Annotated in this window: 18 protein-coding genes and 1 pseudogene; 15 read left to right on the forward strand and 4 right to left on the reverse strand. The window is 59.7% G+C overall.

Annotated features, from left to right (window positions below; all coding sequences use genetic code 11):
• The first annotated feature begins 496 nt into the window (after positions 1–496).
• The gene (locus tag ACVWYI_RS28770; protein WP_456663793.1) at positions 497–904 is read left to right on the forward strand and encodes a hypothetical protein; all 408 of its coding nucleotides are present in this window, start codon (positions 497–499) and stop codon (positions 902–904) included.
• Between the two features lie 249 nt (positions 905–1,153).
• The gene (locus ACVWYI_RS28775) at positions 1,154–1,435 is read left to right on the forward strand and encodes a hypothetical protein (protein WP_456663794.1); all 282 of its coding nucleotides are present in this window, start codon (positions 1,154–1,156) and stop codon (positions 1,433–1,435) included.
• 286 nt (positions 1,436–1,721) lie between these two features.
• On the opposite strand, the gene ACVWYI_RS28780 is transcribed toward ACVWYI_RS28775, so the two are convergent.
• Positions 1,722–3,692: an acyltransferase family protein gene (locus ACVWYI_RS28780; protein ID WP_456663795.1), complete on the reverse strand. Its 1,971-nt coding sequence runs from the start codon at positions 3,690–3,692 to the stop codon at positions 1,722–1,724.
• A 355-nt stretch (positions 3,693–4,047) separates the two neighbouring features.
• On the opposite strand from ACVWYI_RS28780, the gene ACVWYI_RS28785 reads away from it, so the two are divergent.
• The 12 genes and pseudogenes from ACVWYI_RS28785 (at position 4,048) to pseF (ending at position 15,140) form a co-directional block, all read left to right on the forward strand.
• The gene (locus ACVWYI_RS28785; RefSeq protein ID WP_456663796.1) at positions 4,048–5,460 is read left to right on the forward strand and encodes a GHMP family kinase ATP-binding protein; all 1,413 of its coding nucleotides are present in this window, start codon (positions 4,048–4,050) and stop codon (positions 5,458–5,460) included.
• Between the two features lies 1 nt (position 5,461).
• Entirely contained in the window at positions 5,462–6,343 is an 882-nt protein-coding gene (locus ACVWYI_RS28790; protein WP_456663797.1) for a class I SAM-dependent methyltransferase, read from the forward strand.
• 179 nt (positions 6,344–6,522) lie between these two features.
• Positions 6,523–6,726, forward strand: a pseudogene (locus ACVWYI_RS28795) (N-acetylneuraminate synthase family protein); the annotation flags it as partial.
• Between the two features lie 64 nt (positions 6,727–6,790).
• Positions 6,791–8,272 carry an N-acetylneuraminate synthase family protein gene (locus ACVWYI_RS28800; RefSeq protein WP_456663798.1) on the forward strand — a complete coding sequence of 494 codons (1,482 nt, stop codon included), beginning with the start codon at positions 6,791–6,793 and terminating at the stop codon, positions 8,270–8,272.
• Positions 8,272–8,961 (forward strand): acylneuraminate cytidylyltransferase family protein, encoded by a 690-nt coding sequence (locus tag ACVWYI_RS28805; protein WP_456663799.1) that lies wholly within the window; start codon positions 8,272–8,274, stop codon positions 8,959–8,961. The genes ACVWYI_RS28800 and ACVWYI_RS28805 overlap by 1 nt, the downstream gene beginning before the upstream one ends.
• The gene (locus ACVWYI_RS28810; RefSeq protein WP_456663800.1) at positions 8,954–9,715 is read left to right on the forward strand and encodes an SDR family oxidoreductase; all 762 of its coding nucleotides are present in this window, start codon (positions 8,954–8,956) and stop codon (positions 9,713–9,715) included. Before ACVWYI_RS28805 ends, ACVWYI_RS28810 begins: the two co-directional genes overlap by 8 nt.
• Entirely contained in the window at positions 9,712–10,560 is an 849-nt protein-coding gene (locus ACVWYI_RS28815; RefSeq protein ID WP_456663801.1) for a sugar phosphate isomerase/epimerase family protein, read from the forward strand. The genes ACVWYI_RS28810 and ACVWYI_RS28815 overlap by 4 nt, the downstream gene beginning before the upstream one ends.
• Entirely contained in the window at positions 10,557–11,318 is a 762-nt protein-coding gene (locus ACVWYI_RS28820) for an SDR family NAD(P)-dependent oxidoreductase (protein WP_456663802.1), read from the forward strand. Before ACVWYI_RS28815 ends, ACVWYI_RS28820 begins: the two co-directional genes overlap by 4 nt.
• 14 nt (positions 11,319–11,332) lie before the next feature.
• Positions 11,333–12,172, forward strand: coding sequence for an SDR family oxidoreductase (locus ACVWYI_RS28825; RefSeq protein ID WP_456663803.1), 840 nt, complete (start codon positions 11,333–11,335; stop codon positions 12,170–12,172).
• Positions 12,173–12,223: 51 nt separating this feature from the next.
• On the forward strand, positions 12,224–13,225 hold the full coding sequence (pseB, locus tag ACVWYI_RS28830; protein WP_456663804.1) for a UDP-N-acetylglucosamine 4,6-dehydratase (inverting): 1,002 nt from the start codon (positions 12,224–12,226) through the stop codon (positions 13,223–13,225).
• Positions 13,222–14,403: a UDP-4-amino-4,6-dideoxy-N-acetyl-beta-L-altrosamine transaminase gene (pseC, locus tag ACVWYI_RS28835; RefSeq protein WP_456663805.1), complete on the forward strand. Its 1,182-nt coding sequence runs from the start codon at positions 13,222–13,224 to the stop codon at positions 14,401–14,403. Before pseB ends, pseC begins: the two co-directional genes overlap by 4 nt.
• Positions 14,400–15,140, forward strand: coding sequence for a pseudaminic acid cytidylyltransferase (gene pseF, locus ACVWYI_RS28840; protein ID WP_456663806.1), 741 nt, complete (start codon positions 14,400–14,402; stop codon positions 15,138–15,140). The genes pseC and pseF overlap by 4 nt, the downstream gene beginning before the upstream one ends.
• On the opposite strand, the gene ACVWYI_RS28845 is transcribed toward pseF, so the two are convergent.
• Entirely contained in the window at positions 15,096–16,307 is a 1,212-nt protein-coding gene (locus tag ACVWYI_RS28845; protein WP_456664585.1) for an HAD-IIIA family hydrolase, read from the reverse strand. The genes pseF and ACVWYI_RS28845 overlap by 45 nt on opposite strands.
• Before the next feature lie 243 nt (positions 16,308–16,550).
• Here ACVWYI_RS28845 and ACVWYI_RS28850 point away from each other — a divergent pair, with 243 nt between their 5' ends.
• A complete protein-coding gene (locus ACVWYI_RS28850; protein WP_456663807.1) occupies positions 16,551–18,878 on the forward strand; it encodes a hypothetical protein in 2,328 nt (775 codons plus the stop codon).
• Between the two features lie 423 nt (positions 18,879–19,301).
• On the opposite strand, the gene ACVWYI_RS28855 is transcribed toward ACVWYI_RS28850, so the two are convergent.
• A complete protein-coding gene (locus ACVWYI_RS28855) occupies positions 19,302–20,255 on the reverse strand; it encodes a phytanoyl-CoA dioxygenase family protein (RefSeq protein WP_456663808.1) in 954 nt (317 codons plus the stop codon).
• Positions 20,256–20,392: 137 nt separating this feature from the next.
• The gene (locus ACVWYI_RS28860) at positions 20,393–21,331 is read right to left on the reverse strand and encodes a class I SAM-dependent methyltransferase (RefSeq protein WP_456663809.1); all 939 of its coding nucleotides are present in this window, start codon (positions 21,329–21,331) and stop codon (positions 20,393–20,395) included.
• Between the last annotated feature and the right edge of the window lie 286 nt (positions 21,332–21,617).

The raw sequence follows: 21,617 nt of genomic DNA on the forward strand, positions 1-21,617 counted from the left end.
TTTCTGCGTGTAACCACCTGTCTATATTCGATTTTCCAAAACGGGCTGGAGGTCTTGTCCTGCGAGTTTTGCAACCTTGTCGGGCAGCGCCAACAATTTCAATTCCGTTGCAATGCCTCACTTCTTCACAGTTTCCTTGCCATCGTAAAGATGGCACCCGAGGTTTGCGGTTATAGACGCTGTTGCCGATGTAGGCTTCGTTGCTCAGTATGTTGCGGATCATCCCTTCGGACCTCTGGAGTGAACGTTTAGCGATTCCATGGTTAGGTTGACCACAAGAAATCTCCTACTTAGCGATGCCTTGCTCCTCGACTGCTGCGGCAATAGTCGATGTCACCTTGGACAATTGCTCGATCGTGTCCGAGATTTCTTTGATGGCTTGCACCGGTCCCCTACCGATCGCCAAGGAGCTTTGGGACGCCAGCCCAGTTGGTCTCACGGACGAAGCAAACATCACCCCGTCGGTGCCGCTCCCATTGCCTGAGGCGCCTCGACAATGAACGCTGAACTTGATCGACTTCAGACCCACACGGTCACTGCGATGCCAACGGAAATCGAGGCGTTGCGCCCCCCGCCTCAACTTCTCCCGGGAGAGAGCATTGACCACTATCATGGCCTTCAGGCCGCCGTTTTACGAGATATCAATCCTCGATCGGCAATTGAGTGGCTGCTCTCTTTCGACATTGCCGAATTATCTTGGGAGATGCTACGCTATCGCATACTGCGCCACAGGCTTCTCAGCACATATCGCCAAAAGGCGATCGAAACGATGCTTCGTCGTGTGGACGTTTTTTCGCCGGCATCGCGCCGGATCTCCAAGATCTTGCGGAGATCTACACAGTCAAAAACGCCCTGGATTGGCAGCTCGACCGATCCGCCGCGCTGGATATTGAAGCACGACTAAAGACTCAAGGCTACGATGAACATGCCGTCAGCATGGAAGTCTACGTCCAAGCACGCGAAACCCTTTCGCTCTTCGAAGCACTGTTGAACGGAGTGCAACTCCGGCGCATGCTGCTGTTGAAAGAGCTAACTAATCTGCGCCGAACACGATTTCTCCCTCCGGTGAGAGCCACCTTATCGGATTAAAGACGACAGCAATTAGTGCAGTGCTCAGGTTGAGCGGTTCGCCGCGTGTGTATCGCTCATGCTCATGCCGTACCTGCTGCCGAAGATGCACGAGCGGTACTTCTACGCATTCGAATTTGCGTCCATCGCGCTCGCCTGCCTCAATCCGCGCTACTTGCCCTTCGCGGTCATTGCTCAGGTCGCCGGCGAGTTATCCTATCTCGCTTTCGAAAGTGGAATCGTCCTGGGCGTGCTACCGCCGCCAACAGCAGAAACGCTTTCAAAACCACAAATCAGTGCGGACTTCCCAATGGCCAGCGCACGATTGCGCATGCCGTGGCCGATGTCGCCGACATTACGCATGTGAATATCACCGCGAAGCAAATCGAGGCTGCTTCAGACGAGGCCTGGCTTGCTCCGGAAGTCCGATCCCCGCTTCCTGAGGGACGTGGGGAGAAAACATGCAGGCTTGACCCTTCTACAACCCGATTTGGGGAGGCGCTTGATTCGCAGGCACTGCGACCAGCGCGCTGTTCGAAAAACGCCAATAATGTGGGGCTTTGTACCACTCAGATCGGCGCTCTCTGCGGCAATCAGGAGTTGGGCCTAATACTTCTGCGTCGCCCCAGATACAAGCGTACAACCGGGGAAATTCACTTAGCGTCTGTCGCCTCCGTTGGAAGTACCGCTTTTAGCCGTTCTCCGATTACGCGTTCCTGACACACACTGAAATGGTCGAGATCCCGGTAAGTCAGGCAACTGCCGTTCATCAGAGTCATGCTTTCGGGTCTAACCACTTCGAAGAACGACAAATACCGAAAATCCCTGTGTTGCCGGCTGATCTGTTCATCAAGGTATTTCTCAAGGGCCAAAAAGATCTCCACTGATGCCGGATTCAAATGAAAGCCGGATTTCGCAACCCTTTTGATCAACTCGAAATCGCCGAAGTCGATTCTCGCTTCGATGAAAGGCCCTAACCAGATCACCTTGGTCAGCCGGGACATCCTCTGCAGATAATCAATTGTAGACTCAATCGCACTGTCGCCAAAGTGATATTTGCCTCCAGACTTCAGCACGTCGCCCGGCTCCTCACGCCCCTCCTCATCAAGCACCAAGTGAGAGCCTGAGAAATTCAAAATGACAGATGCTACCAGCGCGGGATTTGTTGCCAAGAGTTCATCGAAGCCAACGTAAGGGCACTCTCTCCTTCTATCCCACGGACGGCAGCCGGGATTAGCCAACCCAACAACAAACCTTCCATACTTCGCTCTGAACAATGCATTATAGATATTCATTGCGTGAGAATCGCCGAGAATTACCGTTGCCGGTCCGAACCACTTGGAGCAGTTGATGATGCGTTGCCGAGCAGCGGGATCAATCGATTCTTTCCAAAAGACGCAATCATCGTCTGTACCCATGTCCCGCGTGAGATCGCCTCCGGTGTCCCGCTTGATGAGCTGGTAAAGACGTCGAGTGTCGCTATCGCTGAAGTAGAGCGTCTGCTTCTCGAAGCCATCCGTCAACATTCCAGCAACGCCGAACGAAAAAAGACAAAGCGTCCCAATCAGGGAAAGAGTAACGATACCCCTCCTGTTCAACCTCTTGCGGTCCCGCGCAGGCCGCTCGACGAAAATGTACGTAACACCCGCGAGACAAACCGATGCCACGGTCAAAGCGAGAGCTACGGCAACGCTGCCACTTCCGAAACCATTTAGCCTCGCAAAAACAAAGACTGGCTGGTGCCAAAGATACGCGCTGTAACTGACTAGGCCGATGGATACAGGGATCGGACTTCCGAGCAACCTTCCAATTTTCGTCTGTTGGGTTGCGAATAGGATAACCAGAGAAGCCCCCAAAACCAGAGGCAGGGAGCGGAAGCCGGGATATCGATGCTCTGCATGGTCAAAAATACCATAGCTGAGCAGCACGACTCCAAACAGTCCCAACAGTTCGAGCGCACGATTTGGCAAGCGAGCTTGCAAACCCTCTATGGGCGACAAGGCCATCACTGCTCCAACCAACAACTCCCAAATGCGGCTTGGGATCAAAAAGAATGCGGCTTCTTTCGTCTGCGATCCCCATTGAGCATATCCGATGCTTGCGATTGCAGTGCAGCCGAACACGACGGCGGCTCGCTTCCGACCAAGGCGCAAGAGGATCGCAAGGAGAATGGGAAAACCGAAATAGAACTGCTCTTCGACACCGAGGCTCCAAGTATGCAACAGCGGCTTCAGCTCGCCCCCCGCATCGAAATAGCCGCTCTGGGACCAAAAAAAGATATTTGACACGAACGCGCACACAGCCAGCACGCTTTTCGAAAACTCGAATATCTCGCGTGGAAGCATGAAAAAAAGGACAAAGGGGACGCAGGCCAAAACGACAACCATCATCGCGGGCAATATTCTACGAGCTCGCCTTTCGTAGAACGCTGCGAAGCTAAACTCGCCCGCCTCCATCTCTGTGACGATGATCGATGTTATCAAGTAGCCACTGATGACGAAAAATACGTCGACGCCGAGGTAGCCGCCTGGAACGGCACGTAGGCCTGCGTGAAAGAGGATGACAGAAAGCACGGCGATGGCGCGCAGGCCGTCAATTTCAGGGCGATAATTCACGTGTTCCACGGCAATTAGGACGCAGCCCGATGTATCGGGAGAGCGCTAAATATGCAAGAGCTTGCTGGTTAGCTGCAAAGCAGGCCGTCCTTTAAGGTGACAGCAGAACTGCAGCCTGCATCGCCCCAAGGGCCGATCCTCGTAATGGGGTTGGAATTGGTCCGCTTTGACGCCCAGCTAGGTGGCCTTACACGGGTAGGACGCTTAAGAGTGGCGATGCGCGACTGGCGGCGGCAACCACGCCCGAGGGAGCAACTTGCGTCGTCTGCCCACCTTGGCGTATCAAGGCCTGATTCAGACCTTTTCCAGGGGCTCGCGCCGGTGATAAGGACCGGAACTGCCTGAACTTTTTGGATCCACGACCTTGATAGACACGAGCCTCGTGATCATCGCCGAGACCGAGACGATTCAAGAAGCGTTTCGGCGCTTAAACGTCAACATGCTCGGCATCCTGTTTGCGCAGGATGCGTGCGGGCGGATCGTCGGCGCGGTGACCGACGGCGACATTCGCAGGCGGATGATGACGGGCATCACGATCCACGATCAGGTCGCAACCTGCATCAATCGCAACTTCGTCTCGGCGCGGAGCGGCGGGCCGCGCGAGCAGATTCTCAAGCTGCTCGACCAGCGGGTGCACGTGGTGCCGATCCTCGATGGCGAGGGGCGGCTGGTCGATGTGTTCAGCCGCGGGCTGTTCAACCTGTCGGAAGAGAGCGAAGTGTTCGCGCGCGCACGCTCGCCGGTGCGGATCAGCTTCTCGGGCGGCGGCACCGACCTGACGCATTATTTCGTGGCAAATGACGGCGGCGCGGTCATCAACGCCACGATCAAGATGTACGCTCACGCGACGCTGCGGCGACGGAGCGATCCCCGCATCCGGATCTATTCGCATGATTTCCGCTGCACGATCGAGGCCGACGATCTCGCAGAACTTGGCTCGGGCGGCGACCTCGCGCTGATCAAATCGGTTGTGCGCCTGATCAAGCCGACTTACGGCTTCGAGCTCGAGGTGTCCGCCGACTTCCCGGTCGGCTCCGGGCTCGGCGGCTCGGCAGTGGTCTCATCCGCCATCATCGGCTGCTTCAACGAATTTCGCGGCGACCAGTGGGACCGTCACGAGGTCGCCGAGATGGCGTTCCAGGCCGAGCGGCTGATGCTCAACATTCCCGGCGGTTGGCAAGATCAGTACGCCACCGTGTTCGGCGGCTTCAATCACATGGAGTTCTTCTCCGACCAGAACACCATCGTGCCGCTTCGTCTCGATCCCAACATCATCGCCGAGCTCGAGGAAAGCCTGGTGCTCTGCTACACCGGCTCGGGCCGCGATTCCGGCGCCATCCACCGCGATCAGAAGGCTCAGCACGAGACCAGCGACGCCGTCGCCGCGGCCGCCAAGCAGAAGGAAGTGACGCGCGACATCCGGCGACATCTGCTGCGCGGCCAGCTGCTGGAATGCGGTCGGCTGATCGACGACGCCTGGCACGCCAAGCGGAAGCTGAGCTCGAAGATCTCGTCGGACGCAATCGATGCGATCTACGATTTCGCCAAACAGCACGGAGCGGTCGGCGGCAAGCTGCTGGGCGCCGGTGGCGGCGGTTACTTCATGTTCTTCGTGCGTCCGTTCGAGCGCTACCAGCTCATTGCCGCACTGGAACAGCAGGGACACAGCTGTTCGCGCATCATGTTCGAAGAAAACGGGCTGCGGACATGGAAGTCGCGCTTTCTCTCTTCGACCATGCGGGACGCCGTTGAAGCCGCCAAGCCAAAGGACCATTGACGTGCACTGGCAAGCAAAGGCGCGCGCGTTCGCCGTGCTCTCGAATATCCCGTTCGGAGACGACCTGCACTACGCTTTGCAGCGCTACGTGACGCGACGGTTGCCGCGTCCTGAAAAGCAAGTCAGCTCGATCCATGCATTTGCCCAGAAGCTGCTCAACACATATTGCGAATACAGCAGCCGGCCGCCGCAGGCGTCGACGTTCTACGAGTTCGGCACCGGTCGCGACCTAGTCACTCCACTGGCTTTCAGCGCCCACGGCGCCAAGCGGTTCATCACCGTCGATATTGAGCGGCTGGCCAAGCTCGACCTGATCCGCTCCAACGCCGCGATCATCTCCAAAGCGAGCGGAGCCAATCGCCTCGGGATAAATTCATGGGACGATCTCGATCGTCTTTGGAACATCGAATACCGTGCGCCCGCCGACGCCCGCGCAACGGATCTGCCGAGCAACTCGATCGACTGCGCCGTCTCTGTCGAGACTCTCGAACACATCCCCATGACCGATATTGCGGCGATCTTGAAGGAGCTGCGGCGCATTCTTCGCCCCAACGGTGTCGCCCTGATGCAGATCGATTACGGCGATCATTTCAAGAGGTTTGACCCTAGCATTAGCTCGTTCAACTTCTTGACTTACTCCGAAGAGGAATGGACTCCGTTTCAGTCGCGCTTCCAGTACGTAAATCGCTTGCGTCACAGCGAATATCTGCAACTCTTCAAGGACGCTGGTTTTCAAATATTGAGCGACCGGCCGGACTGTAGATCGCCGGAACCGGCGATCATGGAGCGGCTGGCACCGCATTTCCGCCAGTTCTCGGAACGGGATCTGTTCACGCTCGGCTCGTTGATCGTGGCCAGGCCAGCAGATCCCAATGAAAGATGATGAGAGGACCAGAGCGAATGGTTGACGTATCAGTGCGCATCGGCGACCGCCTTTTGGGAGACGGTACGCCCTGCTACGTCATCGCCGAGATCGGCAACAACCACAATGGCGACTTCGATCGCGCCATTGCGCTGGTCGATGCCGCGGTCGCGGCCGGTGCCGATTGCGCCAAGTTCCAGATGCGCAAGCTCGACGAGGTCTATCGCGCGTCGAGCCTGTCCGGGAAGGACGACGACCTCGCCGTCGAATACACGCTCGATCTCCTGCGCCGCTTCGAGCTCCTGACCGCGCAGCAGAAGAAGATTGCCGAGTACTGCGCAGCAAAGGGTATCGAATATCTCTGCACGCCCTGGGACGCAAAGAGCGTCGCCGTGCTCGAAGGGTTCGGCGTGCAGGCCTACAAGGTTGCCTCCGCCGACCTCACCAATCTGCCGCTGCTCGCGTGCCTTGACCGCCACCGGCAAGACGCTGATCGTCTCGACCGGCATGAGCACGACGGACGAAATCAAGACCGCGGCGAAATTCCTCGACGACCGCGATGCGAGCTACGTGCTGCTGCACTGCCAGAGCACCTATCCGGCCGCGCTCCACAACATCCATCTGCGTTTCATGGAAACGCTGCGCGAGATCCATCCGATCGTCGGCTATTCGGGCCACGAGCGCGGCGTTGCCGTTTCGACGGCGGCGGTGGCGCTCGGTGCCGTCGTCATCGAACGCCACATCACGCTCGACCGCGAGATGGAAGGTCCGGACCATGCCGCGAGCCTGGAGCCAGAGGAATTCAAGACGCTGGTCTCGGGCATCCGCGAGGTGGAAGCGGCGCGCGGTGAGAAACTGGCCGAGCGCGCGCTGAGCCAGGGGGAGCTCATCAACCGCGAAAACCTTGCCAAGAGCCTGGTGGCCGCGCGCGAGCTTCCGGCCGGCACCGTGATCTCCGACAGCGACATCGCCGTAGTGAAGAGCCCGGGACAGGGCCTGTCGCCGCTGAAGATGCCGGCGCTGCTCGGCCGCAAGCTCACGCGGGCGATGGCGACCGACGATTATTTCTTCCAGAGCGATCTCGACGAAGGCACCGCAAAAGCGCGGCGCTACCGCTTCGACCGGCCGTGGGGCGTGCCGGTGCGCTATCACGACACCAAGCGCTTCCTGGAGATCTGCGAGCCTGATATCATCGAGTTCCATCTCAGCTACAGCGACATGGAGCGCGATCCCGCGACGTATCTCTCCGGCACCTACGATCTCGGCTTCGTCGTACATGCGCCGGAGTTGTTTGCCGGCTCCAAGCTGATGGACCTCGCAACCCCCGACGAGGCGCTGCGGCGCTATTCGCTGGAGCAGACGCAGGCCGTGATCGACATCACCCGCGGCCTGAAGAAATTCTTCCCCAAGACGAAGCGCCCGTCCATTGTCGCCAACGTCGGCGGCTTTACCATGGACGAGCCATTGCCGCCGGAAGAGAAGGCCGAGCGTTATCGCATCTTCGCCCGGAGCCTGAAGGAGCTCGACATGGACGGCGTCGAGCTGACGCCGCAGACCATGGCGCCGTTCCCCTGGCATTTCGGCGGCCAGCGCCACCAGAACATCTTTATCTTCCCGGAGGAATCCGCCGCGTTCTGCGCCAAGCATGATCTGCGCATGTGCGTCGACATCTCCCACACCAAGCTTGCAGCCAACCATTTCGGCTTCGACTTCGCACAAGGCCTGGCGCAGCTCGGGCCGCACACCGCGCATCTGCATTTCGGTGACGCCAAGGGGCTCGATGGCGAAGGGCTCCAGGTCGGCGAAGGCGAGATCGATTTCGACGAGATCGGGCGGGTGCTGCGTAAGCATGCACCGACTGCGTCCTTCATTCCCGAGATATGGCAGGGCCACAAGAACATGGGCGAAGGCTTCTGGATCGCGCTCGAGCGTCTCGAGGGGCATATCTGATGGCGCGCAAGACGCTGGCCGTGATCGCCGCGCGCGGCGGCTCCAAGGGCATTCCGCACAAGAACCTGCTCGATCTCTGCGGCAAGCCGCTGATCGCGTGGACGGTCGAGCAGGCCCGCGCGGCGCGCGGCGTCGACGTGGTGGCGGTCTCTTCCGACAGCGACAATATCCTCACCGCGGCTGAAGCCGCTGGCGCCATCGGCGTGCGGCGCCCCGAAGACATTTCGGGTGACCTCGCCTCCTCCGAATCCGCCTGGCTGCACGCGCTCAATGCGATCGACGAGCGGATGGGACGGTTCGAGCGGGTCGTTGCGCTCCAGGCGACCTCGCCGATCCGCGAGTCCATCGACATCGAGAATGCACTTGCGACCTTTGATCGCGACCATCTCGACAGCCTGCTCTCGGTCTGCGAGGTCGAGGATTACTTCAACTGGCGCATCGGCCAAGAGGGACCGGAGCCGATCAACTACGACTATCACAATCGGCGCATGCGGCAGCAGATCGAGAAGCGCTATCTGGAGAACGGTTCGTTCTACGTCCTGACCCCATCGCTCCTGCGCGAGCAGAACAATCGTCTCGGCGGTAAGATTGGCTTTCACGTGATGGATCGTCACAAGATGTTCCAGATTGATCGTCCCGAAGACGTCAAGCTTTGCGCCGCCATCATGCGAAGTTACAGCTATGCCTGATCTCAGCACCTTCTCTCTCGCAGGAAAGATTGCGGTCGTGACCGGCGCTTCGCGCGGCATTGGCGCTGCGATTGCGACCGGCCTGAAAGATGCCGGTGCCACGGTGTTGGGCCTGAGCCGTTCGGGCACCGCGCCGCATGGCGTGAGCGCGATTGCCTGCGATCTCGCGGACGATGCGACGATCACGCAGGCATTCGACGACATCGCAAAACAGCACGGGCGGCTCGATGTGCTCGTCAACGCGGCCGGCATCAGCCTGCCGTCGTCGAACGCCGAAACCGAGCTTGCACGCTTCCGCACGACGCTCGCGACCGACCTCACCGGGGTCTATGCGACCATCCTCGCTGCCTATCCGCTGTTGAAAACGGCCGGCGGCTCGATCGTCAACGTCACCAGCATCAATTCGGTGCGCGGCTTTCCCGGCAATCCCGGCTATGTGGCGGCGAAGGCCGGTCTTGCCGGGCTCACGCGTGCTCTCGCAGCCGACTATGCTCCCGACGGCATCCGCGTCAACGCGCTCGCGCCGGGCTATGTCGCAACCGAGATGACCGCAAAGAGTTTTGCCGATCCCGCCATGCACGAGGACCGCCGCCGCCACACTATGCTCGGCCGCTGGGGACAGCCTGCAGACATGGTAGGAGCCGCTGTTTTCCTGGCGTCGGAAGCCTCCGCCTATATGACCGGCCAGGAACTCTTCATCGACGGCGGATGGACCACCAAGGGCCTCGCCATCAACTCGGACAAACAACCGTGACCGCAACGCTCGAACGCATCGGCTTCATGCAAGGACGGCTGTCGGCTCTCGTCGACGGCAAGATCCAGGCATTCCCCTGGAATGAATGGCGCGAGGAATTCCCGCGGGCGAAGCAGCTCGGCCTGACCCGGATGGAATGGACCATCGATCAGGAGCGGCTGCGCGAGAACCCGCTGACGACCGAGTCGAGGCAACAGGACATTCTGGCGCTGTCGCGCGAGAACGGCGTGCGGATCCCGAGCCTGACCGGGGACTGCTTCATGCAGGCGCCGTTCTGGAAGGTCGATGCCGTGGTGCGCGACGCGCTCGTCGCCGACCTCGATCTCCTGATCGCCGCCTGTCACTACATTGGCATCGAATTCGTCGTGATCCCGCTGGTCGACAACGGCAAGATCGAACGCGAGAGCGAGAGCGATACGTTGAAGCGCGTGCTGCTGGCTCGCTCCGAACAGCTTGCAAGACGGAACGTCAAGATCGCCTTCGAATCCGATCTGCCGCCGCACGAGCTCGCGCGGTTCATGGAGGCGTATCCAGCCGGCGTCTTCGGCATCAATTACGACAGCGGCAACAGCGCTTCGCTCGGTTATGACAGCGACGAAGAGATCAGCGCCTACGCGCCGCGCATCCTCAATGTGCACGTGAAGGACCGCATTCGCGGCGGCACCACCGTGCCGCTCGGCACCGGCAACGCGGAACTTGCCAAGACGATCCGGCTGATCGAGCGATCCGGCTACAAGGGCCAATACATCCTGCAAACCGCGCGCGCCACCGACGGCGACCACGCCGGTACGCTGGCGAAATACCGCGACATGACGGTTCGCTGGATCGGGGACGCCGCGCGATGAAGCTCGAGCTGAACGATCGCGTCGCTCTCGTCACCGGCGCCAGCCGCGGGATCGGACTTGCGATCGCGACGACGCTCGCAGCTGAAGGCGCCAAGGTCGCGTTGGCGGCGCGCGGCGCCGATGCGCTGAACGCCGCGCGTGCGGCGGTCGGCGGACGGAATTCGATTCACGTGGCCGACGTCACCAATCCCGCCAACGCCGCAGCCCTCATTCAGGACGTCGAAAGGCAGTGGGGCCGGCTCGACATCCTCGTCTGCAACGTCGGCAGCGGCGCGTCCGTGCCCCCAGGAAAGGAAACGGCGGCGGAGTGGTCGCGGGTGATGGACCTCAATTTCTTCGCCACCACCAACATGATCGAGGCGGCGCGTCCGCTGATGGCGCGCGGCAGGGGCGACCGGTCCATCATCTGCATCTCCTCGATTGCAGGCATGGCAGCGCTCGGCGCGCCCGTGACTTACTACGCCGCGAAGGCGGCACTGAATGCGACCGTGCGCGGACTGGCCCCGCCGCTGGCGCTCGAGGGCATCCGCATCAACGCGGTCGCGCCGGGCAATGTTCTGGCCGCCGATGGCACCTGGGCACGCAAGCTCGCCGAGAACCCGGCTGCGGTCGAGGACATGCTACAGCGCGAGGTGGCGCTGCGCCGACTGGGCAAGCCGGAAGAGGTCGCCGACCTCGTCGCGTTCCTCGCCTCGCCCCGTGCGGCATTCGTCACCGGCAGCATCATGGTCGCCGACGGCGGCCAATTGCGCAGCTGAACAGGAGCCTTCCGATGGCAAGCCCGTCCTCCCGCTACGACCTGACCGGACGCACCGCGCTCGTGACCGGTGCCGGTGGCCTGCTCGGGCGTCAGCATGTCGCAGCGCTTTCCGAAGCCGGCGCGCGCGTCGTCGTCACCGACATCGGTCTTGCGCAGGCCCAAGCGGCTGTCGCCGCATTGACGCAAAACGCGCCCTCCGCCGATCTGGTCGCGCTCGCGATCGACGTCACCTCGCAGGATTCGGTGCGCGCCGCAAATGAGCAGCTCGCGAGCCGCGACATCACCGTCGACATCCTCGTCAACAACGCCGCCATCGATCCGAAGGTGACGTCGACCCCGGGCGTCATGCACTCCTCACGCTTCGAGGCGTTCCCGGTGCCGCAATGGCAGACCGAGATCGCCGTGGGCCTGACCGGCGCAATGCTGTGCGCGCAGGAGTTCGGCGGCCAGATGGCCAGGCGCGGCCACGGCGTGATCCTCAATATCGCCTCCGATCTCGGCGTGATCGCGCCGGATCAGCGACTCTACCGGCAGCCGCATGTGACGCACGAAGAGGAACAGCCGGTGAAGCCCGTGACCTATTCAGTGATAAAGCACGGGCTGATCGGCTTGACGAAATACCTGGCGACTTACTGGGCCGATCACGGCGTGCGCGTCAACGCGATCTCGCCGGGCGGCGTCTTCAACAACCAGGACCCCGCCTTCGTCGAACGGCTGACGCGCCTGATCCCAATGGGACGGATGGCCGAGGTCGATGAATACCGCGCCGCGGTCCAGTTCCTGTGCTCGGATGCCTCGAGCTACATGACGGGACAGAACCTGGTGATGGACGGCGGCAGGAGCGTGTGGTAACCAGCGCCATTCTCCCATTTTCGCACAAGATGGTCCGACGCAAGGGCAAGCATGTTCAACGATAAGGCCATTCTGATCACCGGAGGCACCGGGTCGTTTGGGAAGAAATTTGTCGGCTACCTCTTGAAGGACTTCAAGCCGCGTCGCGTGGTTGTCTATTCGCGCGATGAGCTGAAACAATATGAAATGGAGCAGGATTTCGATCAGCCTGCGATGCGCTATTTCATTGGCGACGTGCGCGACGGCGAGCGCCTGCGCACTGCAATGAAGGGAATCGACTTCGTCATCCACGCCGCGGCGCTGAAGCAGGTTCCGGCTGCGGAATACAATCCCATGGAATGCATCAAGACCAACGTCCATGGCGCGGAGAACGTGATACAGGCGGCGCTCGAAGCCGACGTCGAGAAGGTCATCGCGCTGTCGACCGACAAGGCCGCCCAGCCGATCAACCTCTACGGCGCGACCAAGCTCGCCTCCGACAAGCTGTTCATCGCCGCCAACAACATGGCCGGCGGCCATCGCACCGCCTTCAGCGTCGTCCGCTACGGCAACGTGGTTGGCTCCCGCGGCTCGATCGTGCCCCTGTTCAACAAGCTGATCGCAGAGGGCGCGGACCACCTGCCAATCACCGATCCGCGGATGACACGGTTCTGGATCACCCTGCAACAGGGCGTCGACTTCGTGGTCAAGAGTTTCGAACGCATGTCGGGCGGCGAGATCTTCGTCCCGATGATTCCGTCGGTGCGCATCCCCGATCTCGCGGCCGCGATGGCGCCGAACCTGCCGACCCGCGTGATCGGCATCCGCCCGGGCGAGAAGCTCCACGAGGTCATGTGCCCGACCGACGACTCGCATCTGACGCTGAAGTTCCACGACCACTTCGTGATCAAGCCGACCATCAAATTCTTCCGCCGTGACGTCGACTATCTCAGCAACCAGATCGGTGAACGCGGCGGGGCCGTGTCGGACGGCTTCGATTACAATTCAGGCAGGAACGAGCACTTCCTCGACGTGGCCGAGATCAGAGAGTTCAACAAGATAGCGGTCCAATGATCCCCTACGGGCGCCAGGATATCTCCGCCGAGGACATCGACGCGGTCAGGGACATCCTGACGTCGGACTGGCTGACCCAGGGACAGGCCGGCCCGCGCTTCGAGCAGGCGCTGGCGACATACTGCGGCGCAGCCCACGGCATCGCCGTCTCGAACGCGACCGCGGCGCTTCACATCGCCTGCCTCGCGCTCGATCTCGGGCCCGGCGACATCCTCTGGACGGTCCCGAACACGTTCGTGGCCTCCGCCAATTGCGCGCTCTATTGCGGCGCGACCGTCGACTTCGTCGACATTGATCCGCGTACTTACAACATGAGCGTCGCGGCATTGGCCGAAAAGCTCGCGCAGGCAGATGCAGCGGGCCGCTTGCCGAAGGTCGTGGTGCCCGTGCATTTCGCCGGGCAATCCTGCGAGATGATCGAGATTCGCGCGCTCGCGGATCGCTATGGCTTTCGTATCATCGAGGACGCCTCGCACGCGGTGGGCGCCGACTACCGCAGGCGCAAGGTCGGCGATGGCGCCCTCAGCGACGTCACGGTGTTCAGCTTCCACCCGGTCAAGATCATCACGACCGGCGAAGGCGGCATGCTGCTGACCAATGCGCCGAAGCTCGCCGAACGGCTTTCATATCTGCGCACCCACGGCATCGTTCGCCCGGTGCAGTCGCTCGCGCCGGCCGACGAACATCGCTCCAACGAGGACCAGCACGGTCCCTGGATGTATGAGCAGATCGAGCTCGGCCTGAACTACCGCATGACGGACATCCAGGCCGCGCTCGGCACCAGCCAACTCGCCCGCCTCGACGCCTTCGTCGCACGCCGGCGTGAGCTAGCGGCACGCTACGACACTCTGCTCGCGAAGCTGCCGGTGACCTGCCCGTGGCAGCATCCAGACACGAATTCGGCCTGGCATCTCTACGTGATCCGGCTGCGGCGCAACGAGATCAGGCTCAGCCGACGCCAAGTGTTCGAGGCGCTACGCGCCGCCGGCATCGGCGTCAACGTGCACTACATCCCCGTGCATACCCAGCCCTATTATCAACGCATGGGCTTCAAGGTCGGCATGTTCCCGGAGGCCGAGAGCTACTACCAGGACGCCATCACGCTGCCGCTGTTCTCGAAGATGACGGATGCCGAGCAGGACACCGTCGTCGCCGCGCTCACGAAGATCCTCGCGTGAAAATCGCCATCATCCCGGCGCGCGGCGGCAGCAAGCGCATCCCGCGCAAGAACATCCGCCCGTTCTGCGGGAAGCCCATTGTTGCCTATTCGATCGATGCGGCACGGCTAAGCGGGCTGTTTGATCATGTCGTTGTCTCCACCGAGGACGACGAAATTGCGGCGGTCGCGAAAGAGCATGGGGCGGAAATCCCCTTCATGCGTCCGAAAGAGATCGCCGACGATTTCACCGGCACCAATGCCGTAGTGAAGCACGCGATATCCTGGTTCATTGAACAGGGCCACGGCGTCAGCCATGCCTGCTGCATTTACGCTACTGCTCCGTTTGTACAGGTCCGCCACTTATGCGAAGGCCACGAGTCGCTGACCCAATCCGATGCCGCATTTGCATTTTCGGCGACGAGCTACGCCTTCCCTGTTCAGCGCGCACTGCGCATCACAGCAACGGGCCGGGTCGACGCCATCTTTCCGGAGCATCGACTAACGCGTTCCCAGGATCTCGAGCCGGCCTATCACGATGCCGGCCAGTTCTACTGGGGCGCGGCGCGTGCATTCCTGGAAGATATTCCAGTGTTTTCGCAGAAGTCGATCGGCATCATCCTGCCGCGCTACCTCGTGCAGGATATTGACACGCTCGAGGACTGGGAACAGGCCGAATTCATGTACCGCGCGCTAGGGGCTCGTGGAGCCGCCTCAGCTGGCTTGACGGACGACCAGCTGGCGGATGAAATCCACTAGATTTCCGTTTTGGAACAAATAGCCGGGTATTCCGGCCGCGGCGGCCGCATCAAGGTCGTGCTGCTGGTCTCCAATCAGCAGGCTCGACTCTTTGCGCGCTGACCACGCCTCCAAACAGTCCAGAATCATGCCTGGCGCCGGCTTTCGCCGGTCGCTCGGACGACGCAACTCCTCGACGACGCCATCTTCGTGGAAAGGACAGTACTGGAAGTCGTCGATGTGGGCGCCGAGCTTCATCAGCTCTCGGTTCATCCAGTCATGGAGGCTTTCGACTGCTTCGAGGCCGTAATAGCCGCGCGCCACACCGGACTGGTTGGTCACGACGAAGCAGAGGTAACCGAGGTCATTGCACAGCTTGACCGCCTCGCGCGCGCCCGGTATCCATTCGAAGTCCTCCTGTCGGTGGACGTAATTCCTGTCGACGTTGAGCACGCCATCACGGTCGAAGAACACCGCAGGCCGCCGCAGCCTTTCGGGTAATTTGCGCCCTGCTCGCTCGAAATCGGCGGGAACGCCGATATCGATAAAGAAGCCGTCATACCGAACGGCTTCCAATTGCCCCCTCGCGGCCAGCCGCGGAAACACACTCTGCTCCAGCGAGCACGGTATCTCCTCAATCAAGGACAGGATGCTGCGATCGACACAGTAGACGCCGGCGTTAATCGGCCCGCTGGGCTGCGAGCCGGCGGCGAGGAAATCCACGACCTTGCGGCCATCCAAGACAAGCCTTCCGTAGCGATCTCCCGGCTGATCGCGTTTCAGCGCCATCTGGACCAGCGCAGATGAACCCTCCGCGTGGCAGGCGAGATCCAGCAGGTTGAAGTCGAAAAAGGAATCTCCGTTCAGAAGGAAAAACTGTTCCTGGAGCCTTGATGAAGCATGTTTCAGCGCGCCCCCCGTCCCGGATGGTGCCGGCTCGGACAAGACCGAAATGGACGTACCTCGGAGATTTCTGCCGTCGTAAGCCTCCACGATCTGCTGCGCGTGATATCCCGCGAGCAGAAGGATGTCCTCGATGCAAGGATAGCGGGCGAGCTCATCCAGGATATGATCGAGGAACGCCCTGCCCGCGATTTCGAGCATTGGCTTGGCCCGCGATCGAGTTTTCTCGCCAAGACGGGATCCGAGCCCGCCCACCAGGATGACGGCTTGCTTCGGCACTAGCATTGTCCGAAAATCGGCTGTGAACGAAAACACCGGATGGTCAGCCAAGCGGCAAGATCGTTGCGACCGAGTGCTATTGGCATGCGACCACCCTGGAGCCCTTCTCACCTCCGCTAGCCCATTGCTTCTGCGAGAGCAAGGGAGATATCAAACTTGCTTCTCTGGCCTAGCCATGCAGTAGTCAGAACACGATGACACAACGAATGGTAGTTCCGCCCCCCGCACTCATCGGATGATTGTTCGAACGTGATCTCGATTCTGATCGCTCCGCTCTTCTATTTAATTCCCGCAGGCACCATGCTTTGCCTGCTCCGAGGATTGGTGGGCAGGGTATCACTTTCCCTCGTGTTGGGCAGCGCGTGCTGCTCCGGATTTGTCATTCTGACGGTTTTTCTGCAGCAAGCCGAAACGCTGAATGTGCTGCGCGGAAGCTTCCCCGCGTTGTGCTTGCTGTTCCTGCTTGCAACGGTCTTTGGCCTGTCGTCGCTGGCACGATACAAAATCAGCTGGCACATTTCTCCGGCCGCCTTGCTGATTTCATTCAGTATCGCTCTCATTGTCTATTTCTATACGTACTTTGTTTTGTCTCATTACCCGACCGGCGACCTTTTTCAGGACGTACATTCGATGAAGGGAGCCGAAGAGCTTGGGCGGTTCGGAATCCTCAGCCCGTATGTCACCGATTCCTACATTCCAATCAAACAGGCCCTCGCCGGAATACTCGTCAGGACTTTTGGGTTCGACCAACTCGTCGGATACTGGGCTCTTGGGCCTTGGACGATACTGTTCAAACTTCTCGTAGTCTTTGCGGCATCCTCAATCGTGCCAAACTCGCAGCAACGCACTGTCGTATTCGTCATCGTCTCTGCCGTGGTTGCAAACGGAGACTTCGGCAACGGGGTTCTCTGCTTCTTCGCCAGCTTACTCTTGATGACAGCTACTAATAAATGGATGCGGGACGCTGTCGAAACCACTCGGATCAGGAACTCATCGCTGCTGCTCCTGTTCCTGGTGGGTACCCAATTGTTCCTGGCGCTGCGATGGCCGCAGTTGGCTCAGGCGTTTCTGCTCGTGATAGCCGGCGCGTCGCTGCTCCACTTTCTTCACGTCTCGTTCGAGATGTCGCCGTCGGGCCGTGTCGTCACTATCCGCAAGCGCATCGACCCCGTGTTGCTGCTCATCTGGCTGATCGTCGGCTCCATGTTTCTGATGCACCGCTCGAGCATCATTTTGGTCCCCATTGCAATGGGGGTCGGTTGGGCGCTCGCCGTGCCGATGCCCGTCTCGCTTCGGCGATACCTGATCGTGCCGGGGATCGTACTTCCTCTCTGCTGCCTGGCCCCGGCCGGCGTGGTTGCGGCCGAGCTTCTTGGTATCCTTAATTTCTCGGATCAGTCCGAGCGGATCCTCTCATGGGCCGCGCTAGTCGTGGGCAGCAATCCCGGCGACGACTTTGCACTCGGAACGGGCCTACGGAATGCGCTCGTGGAATGGGCGAGGACGATCGGGCTCAACTTTTCGCTCGTGGTCGCTGCGACGTTCGTATACACGACCATGAGCCGGTCGGGACGGACCCTTTGGCAGGACCAGAGGTTCTCGGTTCCGTGGATCATCGGCTGGTCTCTGACCCTATTGATACTCATAGGCACTCCGTTCGCTTATCGCTCCTCCTTTTACGTGATCCTGCTGTTATCACTGTCCGGATCAATTGCGCTGCTCCAACTATGGAAATCCGCGCACAGCTTCCTTCGGCTTTCCGCAATCGCGGTCCTTGTCACCTCGGGCAGCTATCTTCTAGCTGCGTACACGCTGGCAGTTTATCGGCCATACCTTGGATTCGTTTGGCCGACAACGATCATGTTCGCTCTGGTCGCCATGATCATCGTTGGCACATTCTCTCGCGTGCGCAGGATGGATTTCATGCTGCTGGTTGCCTTGGTTACGGTCGCCCTGTCGCTGGACCGCGTTGGCGCAAGATTTATCTCGCTGCCACACTCTTACGGACGGCCCACCTCCCCAATTCAGGCAGTCGCTCACTACACCGAAGACGACCTTGCCGTCGCACAAGCTTTGCGAAGCTTTGAGCCCGACACCGTTGTTCTCTCTGATTCATACACGATGGCGATTATGCGCGCCCGCACGGGACTTGGCGGCATCGTTGCATTCTCGAACCTTGATACTGTTGTCGACAAGCAAAGAGAGTGGCTTCAGGGGGCGATCAATGCGGCGCGAACGGCGAACAAGAAGAGCTATTGCAGGGTCGTGAGTCAGCTCATCGGCGGCGGAGCCGCTGAATATCGGTATGCCATGCACAGGATCCGCAAACACGATCGCCCCGATGAAGTTCGAACTCTCTTTGTATTCTCGTCCAGAACAGCAGACTGGGCTACAACCACTGGCGCAGAGCGGACAAGCTATTTCCCGAATCCATTACCAGTCCGGGGGGAGGAGATCGATTCAATCGGCGAGTTGGGACCGATCGTTGCGAACAGCCACGGAAGGACCATCGCAAGTCTCATCACCTGTCCCGCAGTTGAAGAGTTGCCACACGATCCGCTGTTCACTCCCTATTGAGAGCGATCAGTGCTGCAGGATACCCATCAGGTTCATGTGGGCGGGCCGCGAGTGCTCAATCCCCAGCAGCGTGCGGCGATTGTCGGTGGACCGATGAAGGTGCAGGCTTGCCAGCGTAACGCCCAAGCACGTCGTGACCGTTGCGCCTCGACCGCCGAAAGGTTTTAGGAACTCGAGTACCTGCTGCCGAAGATGTTGACCACTGACATTTCGCGCGCGCCAAGCGGCGCAATCCGACCGAAGTCACTATCGAGGTGCACAAACCTCGTAAGTGCAAACGCCACCCCCGACCGCGTCCCAAGCTCGCTGATCAGAACGACGGCCCGCCCCACGACAGCTCTTCCTTGTGAAACGTCCGCCTGCAACCCCGACATCGGATGTTCGCCGGAGGTTTCATTTCCGCGCCCTCACCAATCTAACAGCTCATGTCAGGCGGTACTGGACGGCTCTCCGCACGCTCTCAGGAAGCATTTTTCGCTCGTTCAAATTGCGCAGAACGTTCCACGCCCAGGTCGCATAAAACGGCTCCTCAAGATAGTGAAAGACCAGCCTGATTTGCTCACGCACGGCTCCTGCCGCGAAATTACCGCGGCGGTGGAAACCAAAATTGTTGGAAATGACCAAGGTGTTTGGTTCGGTCAGGATGTGTTTCTCAACAACACCCATGTCCTTCAAGTGTGCTTCGGGAATTTCCAGATTGTGCTTCACTGGAGAGCGCGCAACACGAATACTGTCGGCGTATTCGTATCGTAGACGCGCTGCTGTAAGCTTATGACTCCGTGGCACCCAAACATAGGCTCCGTTTTCCAGAGTGGAGCCGTTCAGGCTGTAATAGGCCTTGATTGTGGGATAGTGGCGATCGGCGTGCAGGATCGTTTCAGCATCCGGCACGAACTCCTCATTGTCTCTCATCGTCAGCAATTGATAGCCGATTTGCGGAGGTCGCTTTATTTGGTGGCGCGACATCGCTGAGACTACGTTAAGCAGCCTGGAATCGTTGGCGATCTTTTCCACCACAAAGGCACCATCGCCCTGATCGTCCCGGGAAATTGGGCTGGTTGTAAAATCAAGACCGGTACCGCCGCGATTTGCCTCATATCTCGTCGCCGGGCCTGAACGAAGCTTAGCGCAGTAATTGCGAAGCCTTTCGAATTCATCGGTTGGAAGGAAATTCGGGATCACGACAACGCCGTCTGCGATTCCCTGACCGATCAGGTCTTTCGTTTCCGCCAGAGGTGCAGGCTCTCGTCGCATGGCATATGCGCCGTGATGACTCAGGACGCGCGCAAGCTGCCAGCCCAAAAAATTGGCCGCGACCGGCCCAGAATGATACCTGGGCGGTTCCAAGAACTTCTTCGCCAGGTTGGATATCGACATCTTGCTACTCCTGTTCGATATTGTCAGGTTGTAGATAAAGAAGGGCTTCGCATGCAAGAGGCATTTTTATTAGTAATTTTAGGCGCTTGGTGTGAGGCAAGACAGGATTGACGGTTCGCCATTCGCAGCAGAGAGGCTTACCGCGCGGACACAATGCTGGCGGGCTCCCAAACATACAGGAACCCATCATTATGCAATGTCGGCGCGAACTCCATTCTTTCGCGAGCTACGACTCGAATTTCACCCTTGTCATTCAGTTCATCAAGGAATTTGAAAAGACGCGTCTGATAATCCATCGATTCGATATAGACGCGGCTGGCGAAATCGCGAGGCTTCGTGAGGCTGAGCATGTGGATAGAAGGCTCGATATTCACGACGCGCGCCGGTCCCGCACGCAGGATGTTCTCGATGACCTTTTCAACCAAATGCGGGATCTGTTCCAGGCAGAAATAGGTGAGAACCGTCGCGCCAGCGAGTTCAGCGAAACCGGGATCAGCTGGATCGGTCAGATCGATTCCGCCAAAAGTCACCCGATCGGAAAGCCGAAAATGACTCGCGATCTGTCGGCCTGCTTCAATTCCGTTGGCGGAAATATCCAATCCACGAAGCCGTCGCCATCGCGGATCCAGACTGAGCGCAAAGAGATTATACCCGAAACCAGTGCCGATTTCCAAAAGCGAGTCCGCCGCACCAGCGTGCTGCGTAATCAATTCAGACAACGCATCGATCCGATAGCGGTAGTAGTCACGATGCGAAAGCTGAACGATCCGACCATCCACCTTCGCAAGGCGCGCGTCCGCATTGTCCCCCACCAGAAATTGCACCAGTGTTGGCGCGCGGAGCCAGGTGCGGTCGTTGAGAGTTTTGCGCCAAGTGCCGGAATTATACTCGGAATCGACGACATCGCTGGTTCGGTGCCGACGCCTCAGCACCATCCGGGCAAGACTGTGAGCGATATCCTTCGTATAGGCCCCCGCCAAATCGGCTCGCGACGCGGGCCGGACGTCAGGTCTGAATCTCGATTGGCTCATTTCGAAATGGCTTACGCTATCGAGTCGGCAGGTGGCAATGTGCATCAAAGGCGCACCACCAGCTTCTGCTCGCTCTTTTCATTGAGATGCCAGACGTTCGCACCCGTATTCACTGCGTAACGCTGGGGCGAGCGGTTCACATGCCAAGGTGCTCTGGACACCATCCCCATATTCAACATATCCGAATTTTCAGCTGCAATGCGGCATCGGCCCGTGCCCGCCGCCGGCCGATGGCATAGCAAAGTTACCCCGTACGGGCAAGAATGGGGGCCCAAGAATGCGGGCCTGGCCGCCCCCGGGCCGAATCGCCCGCGGACTGCAAAGTCTCACT

The organism is Bradyrhizobium sp. LB13.1 (assembly GCF_054056815.1).

Excerpts from the sequence above, each read along its gene's own strand:
- ACVWYI_RS28770 (WP_456663793.1), top strand. The coding sequence starts at position 497 with ATGAACGCTGAACTTGATCGACTTCAGACCCACACGGTCACTGCGATG.
- ACVWYI_RS28775 (WP_456663794.1), top strand. The coding sequence starts at position 1,154 with ATGCCGTACCTGCTGCCGAAGATGCACGAGCGGTACTTCTACGCATTC.
- ACVWYI_RS28805 (WP_456663799.1), top strand. The coding sequence starts at position 8,272 with ATGGCGCGCAAGACGCTGGCCGTGATCGCCGCGCGCGGCGGCTCCAAG.
- ACVWYI_RS28810 (WP_456663800.1), top strand. The coding sequence starts at position 8,954 with ATGCCTGATCTCAGCACCTTCTCTCTCGCAGGAAAGATTGCGGTCGTG.
- ACVWYI_RS28820 (WP_456663802.1), top strand. The coding sequence starts at position 10,557 with ATGAAGCTCGAGCTGAACGATCGCGTCGCTCTCGTCACCGGCGCCAGC.
- ACVWYI_RS28825 (WP_456663803.1), top strand. The coding sequence starts at position 11,333 with ATGGCAAGCCCGTCCTCCCGCTACGACCTGACCGGACGCACCGCGCTC.
- pseB (WP_456663804.1), top strand. The coding sequence starts at position 12,224 with ATGTTCAACGATAAGGCCATTCTGATCACCGGAGGCACCGGGTCGTTT.
- pseC (WP_456663805.1), top strand. The coding sequence starts at position 13,222 with ATGATCCCCTACGGGCGCCAGGATATCTCCGCCGAGGACATCGACGCG.
- ACVWYI_RS28845 (WP_456664585.1), bottom strand. The coding sequence starts at position 16,307 with ATGCTAGTGCCGAAGCAAGCCGTCATCCTGGTGGGCGGGCTCGGATCC.
- ACVWYI_RS28855 (WP_456663808.1), bottom strand. The coding sequence starts at position 20,255 with ATGTCGATATCCAACCTGGCGAAGAAGTTCTTGGAACCGCCCAGGTAT.
- ACVWYI_RS28860 (WP_456663809.1), bottom strand. The coding sequence starts at position 21,331 with ATGCACATTGCCACCTGCCGACTCGATAGCGTAAGCCATTTCGAAATG.